The organism is Methanomicrobia archaeon, from assembly GCA_011049045.1.
Classification (GTDB): Archaea; Halobacteriota; Syntropharchaeia; order Alkanophagales; family Methanospirareceae; genus JACGMN01.
On sequence record DSCO01000018.1, the window covers coordinates 1 to 13,936 of the forward strand.

Consider the following 13,936-nt stretch of genomic DNA (forward strand, 5'->3'; position numbering starts at 1 on the left):
CACGTCAGCGCTTGCGACCGTTGCTGCTGCGCGCCGCTCCTCACTCTGGACTGTCTTAATCCGCGCGATCGTTCGTCGTATCTCACCCACTCGGCCGGGGTTGTCCGGCGAGCCACCGGTGGCGATGACGCCACGCTCTTGCAACAGGTCCTTCATCAAACTCTCCAATTCGTCGTTCCGTTCCTTCACACTCATCTTTCGGATTTCGTCAATTCTAAAGATGCTCATGCCTCAGGTCCCGTTTCATCCGCCCCTGCTGGTTCTGTCACCTCAGGGGGCACCTCCTCGGCAGGCGCGGCAGCAGTTGCTGCTTTTTTACCCGCTGCCCGAGCTCTCTTCTTCTCTTTCTTTGCTTCTGATTGCGGTTCAGTCTCTGCGTTGGGGGTGACTGTAGGTTCCTGCTCCTGCTCAGCTGCCGCAGGTTCCTTCGAGGCTGCTGGCACTCCTGCAGCCTCCGCTACTTCCGGCGTTCCCGCTTCCACTTTGCCTGCCACTGCCGTTAGCTCCATTCGTAAAGCGTCCGGAACATACGCGTCGGGCCTGACGATTCGCACTTTGACGCCAATCACGCCCGCCTTCTTCTTCGCGATCGCATAGCCGTTATCGACGATCTCTTCGGCGAGCGATCCACAATGCTTGATGTAGCCGTCCACCATCTTCTCCATTCGACCGCGGGGACCCTTCAACTTCCCGGTCATGCGTATCTCGCAACCGCGCGCACCGCGATCCATGATCCGCTGCAATGTTGAGCGCCCAGCGCGTCGGAAATGCCACCCGCGCTCGATGAGCTTCGCGAGCCGATTTGCCATCAGCTGCGCATTCAATTCCGGAACATCAATCGGCTGTACGTCAATCTGCGGATTGTCCAGTTCCTGCCGCTTCACGATATCGCTGGTGATCCGCTTGATCCGCCTACCATCCTTGCCAATAATCATTCCGGGCTTCTCGACTTTCACGGTGATTTGCGTGCCCAGTGGCGTTCGCTTTAACTCCATCCCGCCATAGCCCGCACGATCAAGCTCGGTCCTGAAATACTCGTCCATCCGAACTTTTTTAATTCCCTCTTCGACGAAAATCCTCTCTATCACGTTCCGCTCCTATACTCATCTAACTCCCTACTTCCTTCAAAATGATCTCTACTGTTACGGTTTCTGTATTGAACGGACTTGCACGCCCAAAAGCGCGCGGGATAATTCCGCGTATCGTTCGTCCCTGTTTCGTGGCCACGCGCCAAACCCGAAGCGCGTCGGTATCGAGCCCCTTGTACTCCGCATTACTCCGCGCGCTCTTCAGCAATTTCAGGATCTCCGCGGTGGCCTTCACCGGATAGCGGCCTGCATCCCAGTTCTTGAGCCCGCGTCGGTGTGGCACTTTATGCTTGTACCGTTTGAAGGGAACCGCTACCTTCTTATCGAGCACGTTCTCGAGGAACGTCTCCGCGTCCTCAACCGTCTTTCCCCGTATCGCAGTGACGACTTCATATGCATGCTTTGGTGAAATATGGAGCTCGTAGGCCATAGCTCGTGCCGTCGTTTCCGGATCTGCTTCGGGTCCCAGAGTATAATTAACCTTGGCCATCTTCTCCTCTCTTCTCAGCTCGTTAGTTATTTCAGCGGCACGTACTTTGACGATCGTGTTGCACCCACGCCGGCAGCGCCGTGCGTGACTTTCTTCCTGGTTAATGCAAGCTCGCCCAAATAGTGTCCCACCATCTCGGGTTTGATCTCGATAAATTCAAAACCCTTACCGTCGTGGATACCGATCTTCGCGCCCACCATACTCGGCAGCACGATCGAGTCACGCAAATGGGTCTTGATATCCGCCTTTCCCGCTTCTATATCGGCGAGCAGCTTCTCCTCCTCAGCCCTGAGTGAGCGGTTGAGCTTTCGTCGCTGCCGTGCACAGAGCAGCTCGGCGAACTCCTCGAGCTTCATCTTCTTAAGCTTCGCCAGCGTATAGCCACGATACGTGAACTCCTCCTCCTTCTTCTTTAACGTTGTTTTAGTTTTAGCTTTCCTCTTCTTTGCCATGATCCCCTCTTACCTTACCTACCTCATCACTTCTTCCCGGTCCGCTTGGCTGCGATGCTCCCCACCTTCCGCCCGGGTGGAGCGCCACGTCCGGGCGTCTTGCTCTTGCCTATATGCTGATGTCCACCGCCACCATGCGGGTGGTCAACGGCATTCATAGCGACGCCACGCACCGTTGGATATTTCGCCGCGCGTGCACGCATCTTATGATATTTCTTACCAGCCTTAACAAATGGCTTATCCGTACGTCCTCCACCAGCGACCACGCCGATGGTGGCAGAGCACTCAGAGGACAGCCATTTCTTCTGGCCACTCGGCATCGTTATCAATGACCGACCTGTCTCGTGCTCGTGCGCCACCAGGGTCGCACTACCGCCAGAAGATCGTACGAATTTACCGCCGTCATTGGGCCGTGCCTCCAAATTACAGATCGCAACACCTTCAGGGATACAGCGTAGCGGAGCGGTATTGCCCGTCTTTATCGGCGCGGCATCACCATAAACGAGGACGTCACCCTCGGCCACGCCCTCAGGAACGATGATGTAGCGCTCCTCCACCCTCGTCACATCACCGTTCTCCCGCTCATACCGGATACGGGCGATCGGAGCGCTCCGCGCAGGGTCATGCTCGATCTTCAGGACTTTTGCCGAGATCGTCTCGCCCTTGCTGACCAGAAGATGCTCGAGATTGCCTTTATACCGATGTGCAGGCGCCCGATAGGTTGGGCCCCCTTTTCCTCTCCGCTGTGCGATTATTCGTTTTCCCATCGTTCCGTGATCATAATATGCCGAGAGAAGTTCCGATCTCTTTAGCCTTTCCCTCTTGCTCTAATTCTACTATTGCCTTCTTCTCGCCTTTAAACGTTATCATCGTCCGTACGTTCCGTACCGGCGTCTCAAAGAGACGCTCTACCTCGCGCTTGATCTCGCTCTTGCTCGCGCTGCGATCAACGATGAATTGCAGCTTGTTCTCCGCATCGATCTGCAGCGTTGCTTTCTCGCTCGGAACGATATGTATCACTGTTCGGTGCATTTCTCTTATCACTCCTTTGCGGTCAACTGTGATAGTGAAGACTCGGTCCAGAGGGTTAATCTGCCCGGATGCGTACCCGGTGCCAGCAGTTCGGTGTTGAGCTCCGTGGCGTAGGCGATATCCACGCCGGGTAAGTTCTTTGCCGCTTTCACTATCGGTCGTTCCTCCGTCTGCGTTTCATCGCGTCCGATAACGATCAATAAGCTCTTCTTCGTCTTGTATCGCCGGCCGCGCATCTTACCCTTGCCCGCCCGTACCTTCCGCACCTTCGCTCTGAGCACGTCGTCCCAGAGGCCCAGGGTCTTGAAGACCGACTCGACCTCCGCGGTCTTTGCGAGGCTCACAAATGAATCCTCAATGATTAGTGGCAGCGGGATGTGCTCAGCAAATTGATGACCGCGTTCACGCACCTTAAGGGGATCGACAGTAGCAGCAATCGCAGATCGGATAGCTTTTTTCCGCTCCTTCTTGTTTATTTTACGTTCCAAGCGCTTTTCGACCTTTGGCGGATGCGCGCGTCGTCCTCCGACGGTCTGTGGTGCTCGCGCGGCGCGTCGCCCATCAGTGATCCGGGGCACCCGTGCAACACCTCTGCCCGGTCCCCAGCTCTCCGCAGAGGTCCTCCGCCCGGCCAGGGGGTCCGTGCCCTTCGGCTGCAAGCGCTTGGACTGCAGAGCGAGCACTGCTCGCTTGATCAAATCCGGCCGGTACTCCTCCAGGAAGACCGGTGGCAACGGAATCTCCTTAACAACCTTACCCGATAAATCTAACACCTTTGCTGTGCTTGTCGCTTCTCTTACCATAACTCTTCTTCTCGTCGTCCTCTCTCTATTACCCCTGTTGTGATCTCGTGCTGATCGTGATAAGCTCCGGCACACCCAGCCGCGGGTGCGGCCGTATGGCGTGCGAGATTCGTATCAGTCGCTTCTTCGGGCCGGGCACACTTCCCTTGAGTACAAGGTACTCGTTCGACACGGTTCCGTACCGGACGAAGCCACCCTTCGGCGTTATCTCCTCAGCACTGACTCCGATCTTCATCACACGCTTATTATACTCAGTACGCTGGTGATAGCCGGTCTGTCCCATCTGAGGCACGCGCCAGCGGACTCGACGTGGTCGCCAGCCGCCAATGGCACCCACATGCCGCCCTCTACCCGATCGCTGCGCTTTCGCATTCTGAATCATCACGCCCCAGCGCTTTACCGGGCCCTGGGTACCCTTTCCCCGGGTGATGGCGGTGACGTCCACGAAATCGCCCTCCTTCACCACGTCAGTAATCTTCAAATCCTTGCCAATAAGCTCTTTCGCATAGACTAGGTCATTCTCGACCTTATCGCTCATCTTAATCTCCATGAGCTCGCGCTTCTTCTTCGGCAACGCAGCCACCACCTCGGGCCGCGTGGCCGCAACCAAACGCAGACTAAATACACGAGTATCCGCCGCCTTCTTGAGCGGTGCTTCCAGCGCGCTAAATGCTTCGCCCGTCGCCGAGGCGGCACCACCCTCTATCCACACTTCTTTGACGGCGCGCCGCCCGTAAGCAGTCATCTTGTAAAGACGGAATCCGACCACGCGCATTGGCGGGGTCTCGATGATCGTTGCGGGAACAGCAATCTCCATTCCCTTGGTCAGACTATGGGCGTAGTCGTCCGTGAGAATAAGGTGAGTCATACCGGCTTTATAGCCTGCGAAACCCTGCAGTTTCTTGCCAACGGCTCGTTCCTCTCTCTTTATTCTACACGTCTCACTTCGGGCCCGCTTTCGCGGTGAATAGGCGAGCGAGCCTCTCCTTGGTCTGTGTCTTTTAGCCATCTTCCTCTTCGATCACGACTAGTTACTGTAAGAGCTTAGAGTATATAAGTATTTACAATCAGCCAGGGCTCAAAACGCCTGCTGCACGCACTGCTCGGTCGTACACAGCTTTACCGCCGCTCCGCCACAGAGCAGTGGCACGTACCGCATCATCTTCCCTGAGTTGGTAATGACGCAACGGTAATGTTCAAATGCAGGCGAGACGACGAAACAGGTATCGCAAATCACCGTCACACCATAGGCCTCGATCTTCCGTACCACCTCCTGCATGTGCTCCTTAACCGCTCGTGCAGTGAAAACGAAGAATTCTTTCTGTACCCTTCGGCCCTTGCTCTCGGCACGCAGCAGCTCGGAGATCCGCTGGAGTTCGGTCGCCGAGCAATGCGGGCAACCGATCGCGATCACATCGCCCTGGCAGCTCGCCCCACGAACGGAGTCAAGAGCATCCTTCTCCAGCTCGAGCTTTTCCGCCGGACGAGCAAGAACAGCCGATTCTGGCGTGAGTCCCACGATATGGTACAGGCCGACGGAGCCGGTCGCGCCGATCGCCGCGGATAAATGCTTCAGTTCATCAGCCGTCGGCTGCGAAGCGGGCGGGAGCTCAATCACCGGTATCCTGTTGCCGACGAGCTCGCCGAGCACAAACCCGAGCGCACTGTAGTCCGCATCGCGAAGCGCGCACTGCACGCAGACCCGAAGCTCAGGTTCACGATTTTCCGTTAGATGGAGCCCGTACAAAGGCGTCTTCCCGATGAGCGCCGCGGCGAGCGCAGAGGGAGCGCCTTCCATATTTGTGCGCGCGCCCAGGACCGAATTGGCGTAGAGAACGGCGGATGACTCAGCCCATGCGATGTGCTCGCCCTTCTGTGGTCTGTTTCCTACATGGTACGGAATACAGGTGCATTCGACGTCAATGCCCAGGCTCTGGTAGGCGCGCACGACCTCTCGCTGCTTCGCGACAAAGGCCTCCGAGACGTTAAGTGATTGCCAGATACGGCGATCTACGCCGGTGGGATTGAGCGTGCTTTTCACCCGCACTCGCGCGCCCGCAAGGCACTTGATGAACTCAAAAGCGTCTCCGATCGTCTTATACGATGCCCCGGAGATATGCGCGCTCTGAATGGGGATCAGGTGCGATGCGTGATGGATATCGCCGATCGCAACGAGAATCTCCATCGCCTTTTGGCGCGCCCAGCCCTCCTCGCCTTCAAGGATCCGCTCTTCCTCTTTCGTCAGCTGCATCGATCACCGTTCCGCCACAAGATGAATAAGCGTTACCATCATTTCTCTTTTATCCGCTTCACCAACACGCGCGGATCCACGGTGCTCTCCTCACCCTTGTAGAGCCCCCACCCGAAGAGACTCCCCAGCAAGAGCGCACGAACCGTTTGGTCTTCCCGTGCTGCGGGAAGCTTTTTGTTATTCGTTTCTATTCTAGAAAGCGATGAGCGAGAAGATCCCGATTTTAAAGGGCAAAAAGATCAAAACGCGGATCTTGCGACCCTCTGAGTTCGATCAGCTGCGTGCGGGCGCGAAGAGGACGGAGAATCGAACTCTTCTGGATGCTTGTCTGCTGCTGGGCGCACGGTATACCGAATGCAAAACTATTCAGGCAAACGCTCACTGGTTCGATGGCAATTTTGTACACCTCCCCTCGGAAGCACAGCGTAAGGTGAAACGGAAACAGGCCGAGCGCTGGATCAGATTGAGTTCAATGGGTAAGGCAATTCTCCCGTACTTCTTCGAGAATAGAAAACGACTGCCCTCGATACAGGCCTGGGATTACGCTCTGCTGCAGTGGGCAAAACAGGGCGAGTTACATCCTGCGGGCATATCAGCACGTACCTTGCGTAAGACCTACGAGAGCTGGCTGATATTTTATTTCCCGGAAGCCACCAATTTGGTGTATCTATCTCAGGGCCATACAACACTAACTTCTTTGCAGCATTACATTAATTTGCCGTTCATCGAAGAAGATAAAAAAAGTATGGGTAAGTGGGTAGAAGGGTGGTTATGATACATTATTACCTTTAGCTAACTCTTTACCCGCGAACAAAACATGTACAACATTATTCCTATACATATCAAAAGTATATTTCATAAGAAATACGTATCTTTTTTACCTATTATAATATATTATATTTACTATATATAAATATTTTTGCATACCCTGTAAACATAAAAAATTAGTTTAAATTTATAAAAAGTGAGTTACCATATATTTGTCCGGTATAACCTACTAGTTTCCATTACCCAGCGGGGTTCACCCTCTGCGACCTTTAAGTTTTATAAAAACTTCAAGTCCGGAAGGGGGGGATACCCCCACCGAAACCAGGCATACCACGGCTCATAGTACGATCGGGCCCGGTACCACCCGGCGTCCGGCGATGTTGAAGTTTTATTATAAAACTTCAAGCAGCCCCCGTGAGTTGCTCTTTTTTATTTCCTAAACAGAAATTATTTTGCATTACCACATCTATAAGCTTCGAAATTTGCGATTTGCGAGACTTTTTATGGTTATCCTTATACAGTCTATCTCTTGATCGCTGAGAGTGCGTCAGCGCTCAAATTCTGTGATCCGGCAGAGAAAGTAGTAAACCATAAGTATATAATTTTGTTATAGCTAAATTACATACTCATAATGTCTTTTACTAAAAAAGTCTATTAATAAACAATTCAGTATTTTATAGCAAAAATAATTTATCTTTGTATAAGTTAGTTTATTTAATAAATAGTTATAATACTACGCAATATCATTTTTTGTGTATGCAAAGCTTACAGCTGGTCATCGCGAATACACTGTAAAAAAAGCCTTACGCTAATGATACTCCCTAATCGTAGCTCTTCAAGTGAGCTGATCTCTGAGGGCCACGATCTCGGGCGTTGAGCACACCGGTTCGGGCTGACCATTAGTCAGCTCACAAATCAAAGCGGTCAGAATCTTCTCCTCCTGTTCTTCGCCCAGGTTGATACCTGCACCGATGCGATAATACGTGCAGCCCAGTACGATGGTTGGAATGCTACCCCGGGGGCTGTAGGACGCAAAGACCCCGGTATCCACGGCTGCTGCGGTCATGGTATCATAAAGGACGATGAAGCCGTCGAACTTTGAGGTCACGGTGAGGATGATCGGGTGCTCCCACTGGCATGCGCTACAACTGGGACCGCCAAAGAAATAGATGATCGGCTTGCCCTCCTCGGTGCAGAGCGGATCCTCACTCCTGATATAGTCGCCGATGGTTCTCCCATACTGCTGCTCACGATTACGCTGCTCTTCCAGTGCCTTTTGCGTTTCTACCTGCTCAATATAGTCGTCAATGTTGATTGCGCCGGTAAAGAGCAGCTCACCGTCTTTCGTCATGTACACCTCGCGCGTCTCAATGATCCCGAGCATCGAGAGATTAACTGCGATCTCATACAGGCCCGACTGCTCATCCTCGGTAACCGAAGCCAGGGAGAGTTCGACACCAGAAGCTACAGCATACGTAGTGAGGAATTCGAGTGCACGTTCACCAGCCTCGTCAGGAGTCAATGCCCCAGTCGGCAGGGGACACGAAGGCCGGGTAGGTCCTACGGGCGCAGATAAGACGGAAGTTCCCATGACGGTCCCGATGATCACTCCCACGATAACGCCGATCGCCACAACGCCAATCGATGCGGTCTTCATATCCTTTCGCTTACCTCAGTATAGTCCCTGAGCCGCGACCAGCTCCTCGAATTCATCGATGTCGATCGCGCCTGGGAGGAGCACGGTACCATCTTTCGTGAGATACACCACCTGCTCTTCCGATGCACCCTCCATGGAGAAATTGACCGTAACCTGGTACAGATTCGCCGTTTCCAGCTCGGTTACATCTGCTAAGGCAACTGTAATGTCAGGCGACACGGCATAACCTGCAAGGAACTCAATAGTGCGTGCACCAGCCGCTTCAGGGCTTATGACGTCTGTTGGCCCGGCGCACGACGGTGATACGAATGACTGTCCGAATAAGACAGAACCGCTCGCGGCAATACCCATGATCATACCGATAATGAGCCCAAGGGCCAGGAAGCCGAGGGTGAAGGTCTGCGCACCCTCGTGCTCAGCGCTCTTAGGGATCTCACCTGACATCGTTTGTACCGCTAGGAGTACAGGGCCCCGAGTATAAAAAGCCTGTGCCACTTTTTACCTCAGATGGTCAGTAGCTACTATGGAGCAGCGTTCCTATGAGTTCGAGCTCGAGCGGATAATAGCCATGGTGCGCGAACGAGGAGCAACGCGGGTCGGGTTACAGCTCCCGGAGGGGCTCAGATCAGTGGCCGTTTCGCTCGCCAACGAGATCGCGCAGGAGACTGGCGCAGCGGTGATCATCTCCGGTAATTCCTGCTATGGCGCCTGCGACATCGACGAGAAGCTGGCGTGTATGGTTGACCAGCTCTTCCACTTCGGGCATTCAAGCGCACTCTTCGCTCAGCGACGCATACACCTACCGACCTGCGATGCGAGCGAAAACGTGATCTTCATCGAGCTCAGGAGCACCATCGATGTCAAACCCGTGGTGAAGAAGGCAGCAGCGGAGATCATCGGTGATTCTGTCGGGCTCGTTGCGACCCTACAGCACGTGCATGCTCTTGAAGCGGCGAAGGCGGTGCTCAGGCATGCGGGCAAGGCCGCATCGATAAGTAAAAAGTTGCAACTCGACGCCGCCCCCGGGTTGGTCCTGGGCTGCGAGTTCAGCGCTGCCCGCTCACTGCACGATGACGAGATCCTGTTCATCGGCAGTGGCGGCTTTCATCCCGCGGGTATCGCCCAGTACACGGGCAAGCGGGTCATTGCGGCTGATCCCTTCACCCTGCAGGTGCGCGTATTTGAGCCCGATGAGCTGCGGAAGAAGCGCTACATGGTTATCGCGCGTGCACTGGATGCGCAGTCCTTTGGGATTCTTGTAGGCACCAAAAGCGGCCAGTGTCAGCTCGAAGCTGCGCTTACCGTGCGACGAAAAGCCATCGATCGAGGCCGGAATGCGTACGTCATCGCGCTCGACGAGATCTGCGAGGCGAATTTACTCGGCTATACCGTTGATACATTCGTTAATACTGCATGTCCACGCCTGGTGGAGGATCTGGCCGCGTTTAAGAAGCCCGTTCTCACGGTCGCCGAGTTCGAGGTGGTGCTCGGCGAGCGAAGCTGGGACGAGTTGTGGCCGTAACTAACTGCGCGTGAACAGCGACCGACGATACGATACAGAAATCCCAGAATAAGTTTATAGCTGGCGGATTCATTAGGATGATAGAATATGATGGCACTCGGCATCATCGGTGGGACGAGCTTGTTCGGTACGAAATTGCTTGACAACATGGAGGAACGTGAAGCAACGACTGCCTATGGCCCGGTTTACCTGCTCGTTACGACCATTTCTGCGCACGAGATCGTTTTCATTCCGCGGCATGGCAAGGACCGAAATATTCCGCCGCATCGTATCAATTATAAAGCGAATATGCGCGTGTTCAAGGACCTGGGTGTGGATGAGGTCATCGGTGTGACCTCAGTGGGCAGTGTAAAGCGAGCTATACCACCACGATCACTGGTCGTTCCGCATGATTACATCGGCCTGTTCAGCATACTCACGTATTATGATAACGAAATTGTCCATATCACTCCGGGCCTGGATGAATCCTTGCGAAAACGGCTCATAGAAGCCGCACAGGCATTGCATATTGACATTGTTGAGCACGGCGTGTATTTCCAGACCCTGAGTCCGCGACTTGAGACGAAGGCAGAGATAAACCTGATCAAGGATTATGCGGACATCGTCGGGATGAACATGGCGACAGAAGCAACGCTGGCAACCGAGTTGGGACTGCGCTACGCGAACCTCAGCACCGTGGATAACTACGCGCACGGCATCGTCGATGAGCAGCTGGAGTATAAAGATATTGTCGCTGCAGCTGCGCAAAGCCGCTTAGACGTTGAGAAGGTGCTGCTGAAGGTTATTAAGGATACAGCATGAAACGGTCACTTTCGCGAGTAGCCGCGCGCTTCATTCCCGAAAGACGTGATTCTTTACGTGCAGAGAATCGGACTTTTCCCGAACAGCAAAGCCGCGTCAGTTAAACCCATCATATCCTATCATATAATCATCTGGCTCGCGATCAAACGAGTTCTTTACTCTTCGTCCTGGCTTCGTCCTTCATCCAGCCCGGTATCTTTTACAGATACGCGCTTCTGACGCTCGCTCTGACGTTTCAGTTTCAACTTCATTTTATAATAGCTCAACGGATGCCCGATCTTCTCGCACACGTCATCACGATCAACGCAGTTCCCGTAGGTACGCATGGTAGAGCACGAGGGTGCCGTATACCTGGTACTGCCCATCTCGCCCGATATGTGCACCACCTGGTACCGCGTTCGCTCCTCATCGAAATCCGGTGAGCTCTGGTAGAGCTCGATTATTTCATCCACCGTTAACCCTACGTTCAGCAGAAACGAGGTCACGGCGAACCGTGCGGTATGCGGCACGTTAACACCCTCGCGTAAGTTGCTCAGAATCGCCCGGATACAGGGCGGGAAGCTGGCGGGATCTTTTACGCGCATGCCGGTCTCAAGCTCGTCCTCCGCGAACTTTTTCCGCCACGCTTCCAGTTCCGCTTCGAGCTCCTTCATATACCGCCGTACCGACTCGCAGACCGCGGGAGGCACGTCAAGCGGCAGATCCTTACGTATTCGCGCGTGAATCGCTTCTTGCAGCATGCGCAGAAACTCGTTCGTCCGCAGGTTCACCTGGCCCTTATTCAGCGCGCGATTCACCAGCTTCCAGCGCTTGTCACGCAGATTCGCTGTGTACCGCAGATACTCAACGAATGGTATCCGCACCGGAGCGTGCTCGTGCGGCATTCCTGCGAGCTCGATATGGAGCTCGAATTCACGCGCCATCTCGAAGAGCAAATCGGTATCGCCACCGCCGAACGCAGAATCTTCTTTCAGTGTCATGTACGCGGATTTCGCCTCTGCGAGTGCAAAGCGGCGAATGAGGTGCGCGTTGTTGATACAGGAGACGAGAATGCGAGCAAACGGATACGAGAGCAGCTCAATATCCGCTTGAGCCCGGCTCATGAGCGTTGGCTTGCGAATCGCTCCTGCACGGATCGCTTCACGTACGCGCTCCTTGCCACGCACGCGGGCACGCTCTAACGCGGCACGGGAAACGAGCTCATCGAGTGTAATACCGGATGCTTCCACGTAACTCGTTGCCGCAGCCAGAAACGGATAGTAGCTCAGGTGCGCTGCTTCTACTGCTCCTTCCTCCATCATACGCTGACGAGCCGGTGCTGCTACGCTCTGCTAGTTACTACCTGCCGGCCTGGCCCGTCGGTTATACGCACTCACGATGCTCTTATTCAGATTCGATCCGTGGCGCGAGCAGATAGCTGACCTTGCCCTTGCCCTCGGCCAGCTCGAACTCGATCTGCAGCGGATAGTCCTTACCGAGGTTGAGCGTGATGTTCGCCGCATGGCTCATACCTTTACTCATTGCCGAGATATAATCGAGCGAGTAGAGCGAATGGAGCGTTCCGGGCGTCAAATGGACCAACTGCTCTTTCCGCAGGCCCAGGCGCAGCTTGTCCATCTCACCCTCGACCTCCATATAGAACTCATCACCTTCGACGCCGAGCACGATGTGGTCCCCGATCTTCTCAGCAGCCCTGATCGTCCGTCTGAATTCCTCGTTCTCGATCACCACCTGCACGGGAAAGTCGAGCTCCGGCACCTTCGGCTCTTTCCGCAACGACCCGGGATCGAGTAGCGAGACCGTATAGTTGAGACTGCCCATTTTGGTGAGCAACTTCTGGGCCTGCTCGTCCAGCCGCAACGCGACATCCTCACGCCCACCAAAGCCGAGGATATCATGCAGCTTGACGAAATCGATACCCATTTCTAGAGTATCCGCTTCCGATTCTTTCTCGAAACGATAATCATCAAATGCCTCGCGGCTCAGCTCAAAGGAGACCATCGCCACATTTGCGGGATCCACTGCCCTGAGCTGGAAACCACCCTCAGATATGCGTAACTTACCTTCATCAACCACCGCGATAATGGACTCAATGCTTTCTTTTAACACGTTAGCGTCTATCTTGGCCTCAAACATTTCGCTCCGTCTCCCTATGGCTTGTTATACTATTACCCCCTCTATATTTAAACTATTCGGTCTGAGATGTCTGAGATCATGCCCGGCACGCAGGATCGCTCCACGCTCGTTAAAGTCTCCGAATTGAGCCAGTACCTCTTATGTCCACGGCTGGTCTATTACACCGCTCGGAGTATGGAACGGCCGGATCGCGTACAGATGAACGAGCGAAGCGCTATCGAGCATGTTCTCTTCAAGGAGCTGGGCTTCAACTGGCAGAGACTCTGCATGGGCGATCCAGAAGGGGAGCCGCAGAACGGGTATCGAGAAACCGGTGAAACGATTGCGCAGACGCTGGCGGAAATCACTGACAGTATCGAATGGATTTACAGGGACGAGCTGGGCTCGGTAAATGAGGATCTGCTCGAGCGTGCGAAAACCGCCTTTGCGGAGCTGATCAGCACCAGCGACTGGCTCGAGCAGCTGCGACCGGACGATGAACTGGCGCTGTTAGAGCGCTCTTTCGGGTTTGAGCGAGAACGAACGGTCATCTCGCAGCGGTTAGGGCTGGTCGGGAGCATGGATAAGCTGATACGGACCGAAGACGAGCATATTCCCTGTATCATCAAGACCGGCAGATGCCCTGCTTACAGCGTGTGGAAACGTGATCGAATGCAGCTGGCTGCGTACGCCATGCTCCTTGAGGATGCGTATAATACGACGGTGCAGCGCGGCTTTGTGGAGTATATTCGCGCGCCTGAAGTTCGCACGTCCGTTATCAAGAAGGGTGATCGCGCACTTGCTCTGCAGACCGCAAAACGCGTCAAACGGGTGAAGAACGGGCTGTTCCCCGAGAAGGGCGAGCATGCACCCTGTGAGCAGTGTGCCTTCGCGGCGCAGTGTGAGACGAAGAGAACGCTCCTTTCGCGATTGCTGATGCGGTGAGAGACAGGAAAA

17 protein-coding genes are annotated in these 13,936 nt (G+C 54.4%); 4 read left to right on the plus strand and 13 right to left on the minus strand.

Annotated elements, in window-relative coordinates; genetic code table 11:
• From rpmC to ENN68_01560, 9 genes are all read right to left on the minus strand, one after another.
• Positions 1 to 228, minus strand: a 228-nt coding sequence (rpmC, locus tag ENN68_01520; protein ID HDS44770.1) for a 50S ribosomal protein L29, incomplete at its 3' end; no start/stop codon positions are given.
• Positions 225 to 1,043: a 30S ribosomal protein S3 gene (locus ENN68_01525; protein HDS44771.1), complete on the minus strand. Its 819-nt coding sequence runs from the start codon at positions 1,041 to 1,043 to the stop codon at positions 225 to 227. The genes rpmC and ENN68_01525, both read right to left, overlap by 4 nt.
• A gap of 64 nt (positions 1,044 to 1,107) precedes the next feature.
• A complete protein-coding gene (locus tag ENN68_01530) occupies positions 1,108 to 1,578 on the minus strand; it encodes a 50S ribosomal protein L22 (protein HDS44772.1) in 471 nt (156 codons plus the stop codon).
• 26 nt (positions 1,579 to 1,604) lie between these two features.
• Entirely contained in the window at positions 1,605 to 2,030 is a 426-nt protein-coding gene (locus tag ENN68_01535; protein ID HDS44773.1) for a 30S ribosomal protein S19, read from the minus strand.
• 26 nt (positions 2,031 to 2,056) lie between these two features.
• A complete protein-coding gene (locus tag ENN68_01540) occupies positions 2,057 to 2,797 on the minus strand; it encodes a 50S ribosomal protein L2 (GenBank protein HDS44774.1) in 741 nt (246 codons plus the stop codon).
• A gap of 10 nt (positions 2,798 to 2,807) precedes the next feature.
• Positions 2,808 to 3,062, minus strand: coding sequence for a 50S ribosomal protein L23 (locus tag ENN68_01545; GenBank protein ID HDS44775.1), 255 nt, complete (start codon positions 3,060 to 3,062; stop codon positions 2,808 to 2,810).
• Positions 3,063 to 3,070: 8 nt separating this feature from the next.
• Positions 3,071 to 3,865, minus strand: a complete 795-nt coding sequence (locus ENN68_01550) for a 50S ribosomal protein L4 (protein ID HDS44776.1) — start codon at positions 3,863 to 3,865, stop codon at positions 3,071 to 3,073.
• Between the two features lie 28 nt (positions 3,866 to 3,893).
• Positions 3,894 to 4,874 carry a 50S ribosomal protein L3 gene (locus tag ENN68_01555; GenBank protein HDS44777.1) on the minus strand — a complete coding sequence of 327 codons (981 nt, stop codon included), beginning with the start codon at positions 4,872 to 4,874 and terminating at the stop codon, positions 3,894 to 3,896.
• 69 nt (positions 4,875 to 4,943) lie between these two features.
• Positions 4,944 to 6,116 carry a DUF521 domain-containing protein gene (locus tag ENN68_01560; protein HDS44778.1) on the minus strand — a complete coding sequence of 391 codons (1,173 nt, stop codon included), beginning with the start codon at positions 6,114 to 6,116 and terminating at the stop codon, positions 4,944 to 4,946.
• A 202-nt stretch (positions 6,117 to 6,318) separates the two neighbouring features.
• On the opposite strand from ENN68_01560, the gene ENN68_01565 reads away from it, so the two are divergent.
• Positions 6,319 to 6,891 carry a site-specific integrase gene (locus tag ENN68_01565; GenBank protein ID HDS44779.1) on the plus strand — a complete coding sequence of 191 codons (573 nt, stop codon included), beginning with the start codon at positions 6,319 to 6,321 and terminating at the stop codon, positions 6,889 to 6,891.
• A gap of 828 nt (positions 6,892 to 7,719) precedes the next feature.
• Here ENN68_01565 and ENN68_01570 read toward each other — a convergent pair.
• Together ENN68_01570 and ENN68_01575 are read right to left on the minus strand one after the other, a co-directional pair.
• The gene (locus ENN68_01570; GenBank protein HDS44780.1) at positions 7,720 to 8,541 is read right to left on the minus strand and encodes a hypothetical protein; all 822 of its coding nucleotides are present in this window, start codon (positions 8,539 to 8,541) and stop codon (positions 7,720 to 7,722) included.
• A 15-nt stretch (positions 8,542 to 8,556) separates the two neighbouring features.
• Positions 8,557 to 8,985 (minus strand): hypothetical protein, encoded by a 429-nt coding sequence (locus ENN68_01575; protein ID HDS44781.1) that lies wholly within the window; start codon positions 8,983 to 8,985, stop codon positions 8,557 to 8,559.
• A gap of 79 nt (positions 8,986 to 9,064) precedes the next feature.
• On the opposite strand from ENN68_01575, the gene dph2 reads away from it, so the two are divergent.
• Together dph2 and ENN68_01585 are read left to right on the plus strand one after the other, a co-directional pair.
• The gene (dph2, locus tag ENN68_01580) at positions 9,065 to 10,063 is read left to right on the plus strand and encodes a diphthamide biosynthesis enzyme Dph2 (protein ID HDS44782.1); all 999 of its coding nucleotides are present in this window, start codon (positions 9,065 to 9,067) and stop codon (positions 10,061 to 10,063) included.
• An 87-nt stretch (positions 10,064 to 10,150) separates the two neighbouring features.
• On the plus strand, positions 10,151 to 10,864 hold the full coding sequence (locus ENN68_01585) for a 6-oxopurine nucleoside phosphorylase (GenBank protein HDS44783.1): 714 nt from the start codon (positions 10,151 to 10,153) through the stop codon (positions 10,862 to 10,864).
• A 155-nt stretch (positions 10,865 to 11,019) separates the two neighbouring features.
• On the opposite strand, the gene ENN68_01590 is transcribed toward ENN68_01585, so the two are convergent.
• Together ENN68_01590 and ENN68_01595 are read right to left on the minus strand one after the other, a co-directional pair.
• A complete protein-coding gene (locus ENN68_01590) occupies positions 11,020 to 12,165 on the minus strand; it encodes a DNA primase regulatory subunit PriL (protein HDS44784.1) in 1,146 nt (381 codons plus the stop codon).
• 82 nt (positions 12,166 to 12,247) lie between these two features.
• A complete protein-coding gene (locus ENN68_01595; protein HDS44785.1) occupies positions 12,248 to 13,000 on the minus strand; it encodes a DNA polymerase sliding clamp in 753 nt (250 codons plus the stop codon).
• 66 nt (positions 13,001 to 13,066) lie between these two features.
• Here ENN68_01595 and ENN68_01600 point away from each other — a divergent pair, with 66 nt between their 5' ends.
• On the plus strand, positions 13,067 to 13,924 hold the full coding sequence (locus ENN68_01600; protein HDS44786.1) for a Dna2/Cas4 domain-containing protein: 858 nt from the start codon (positions 13,067 to 13,069) through the stop codon (positions 13,922 to 13,924).
• Positions 13,925 to 13,936: the final 12 nt, after the last annotated feature.

Coding starts and splice junctions, on each gene's coding strand:
- ENN68_01545 (HDS44775.1), bottom strand. CDS start 3,062: ATGCACCGAACAGTGATACATATCGTTCCGAGCGAGAAAGCAACGCTG.
- ENN68_01555 (HDS44777.1), bottom strand. CDS start 4,874: ATGGCTAAAAGACACAGACCAAGGAGAGGCTCGCTCGCCTATTCACCG.
- ENN68_01530 (HDS44772.1), bottom strand. CDS start 1,578: ATGGCCAAGGTTAATTATACTCTGGGACCCGAAGCAGATCCGGAAACG.
- dph2 (HDS44782.1), top strand. CDS start 9,065: ATGGAGCAGCGTTCCTATGAGTTCGAGCTCGAGCGGATAATAGCCATG.
- ENN68_01585 (HDS44783.1), top strand. CDS start 10,151: ATGATGGCACTCGGCATCATCGGTGGGACGAGCTTGTTCGGTACGAAA.
- ENN68_01575 (HDS44781.1), bottom strand. CDS start 8,985: ATGTCAGGTGAGATCCCTAAGAGCGCTGAGCACGAGGGTGCGCAGACC.
- ENN68_01550 (HDS44776.1), bottom strand. CDS start 3,865: ATGGTAAGAGAAGCGACAAGCACAGCAAAGGTGTTAGATTTATCGGGT.
- ENN68_01535 (HDS44773.1), bottom strand. CDS start 2,030: ATGGCAAAGAAGAGGAAAGCTAAAACTAAAACAACGTTAAAGAAGAAG.
- ENN68_01560 (HDS44778.1), bottom strand. CDS start 6,116: ATGCAGCTGACGAAAGAGGAAGAGCGGATCCTTGAAGGCGAGGAGGGC.
- ENN68_01590 (HDS44784.1), bottom strand. CDS start 12,165: ATGATGGAGGAAGGAGCAGTAGAAGCAGCGCACCTGAGCTACTATCCG.
- ENN68_01540 (HDS44774.1), bottom strand. CDS start 2,797: ATGGGAAAACGAATAATCGCACAGCGGAGAGGAAAAGGGGGCCCAACC.
- ENN68_01600 (HDS44786.1), top strand. CDS start 13,067: ATGTCTGAGATCATGCCCGGCACGCAGGATCGCTCCACGCTCGTTAAA.
- ENN68_01595 (HDS44785.1), bottom strand. CDS start 13,000: ATGTTTGAGGCCAAGATAGACGCTAACGTGTTAAAAGAAAGCATTGAG.
- ENN68_01565 (HDS44779.1), top strand. CDS start 6,319: ATGAGCGAGAAGATCCCGATTTTAAAGGGCAAAAAGATCAAAACGCGG.
- ENN68_01525 (HDS44771.1), bottom strand. CDS start 1,043: ATGGACGAGTATTTCAGGACCGAGCTTGATCGTGCGGGCTATGGCGGG.
- ENN68_01570 (HDS44780.1), bottom strand. CDS start 8,541: ATGAAGACCGCATCGATTGGCGTTGTGGCGATCGGCGTTATCGTGGGA.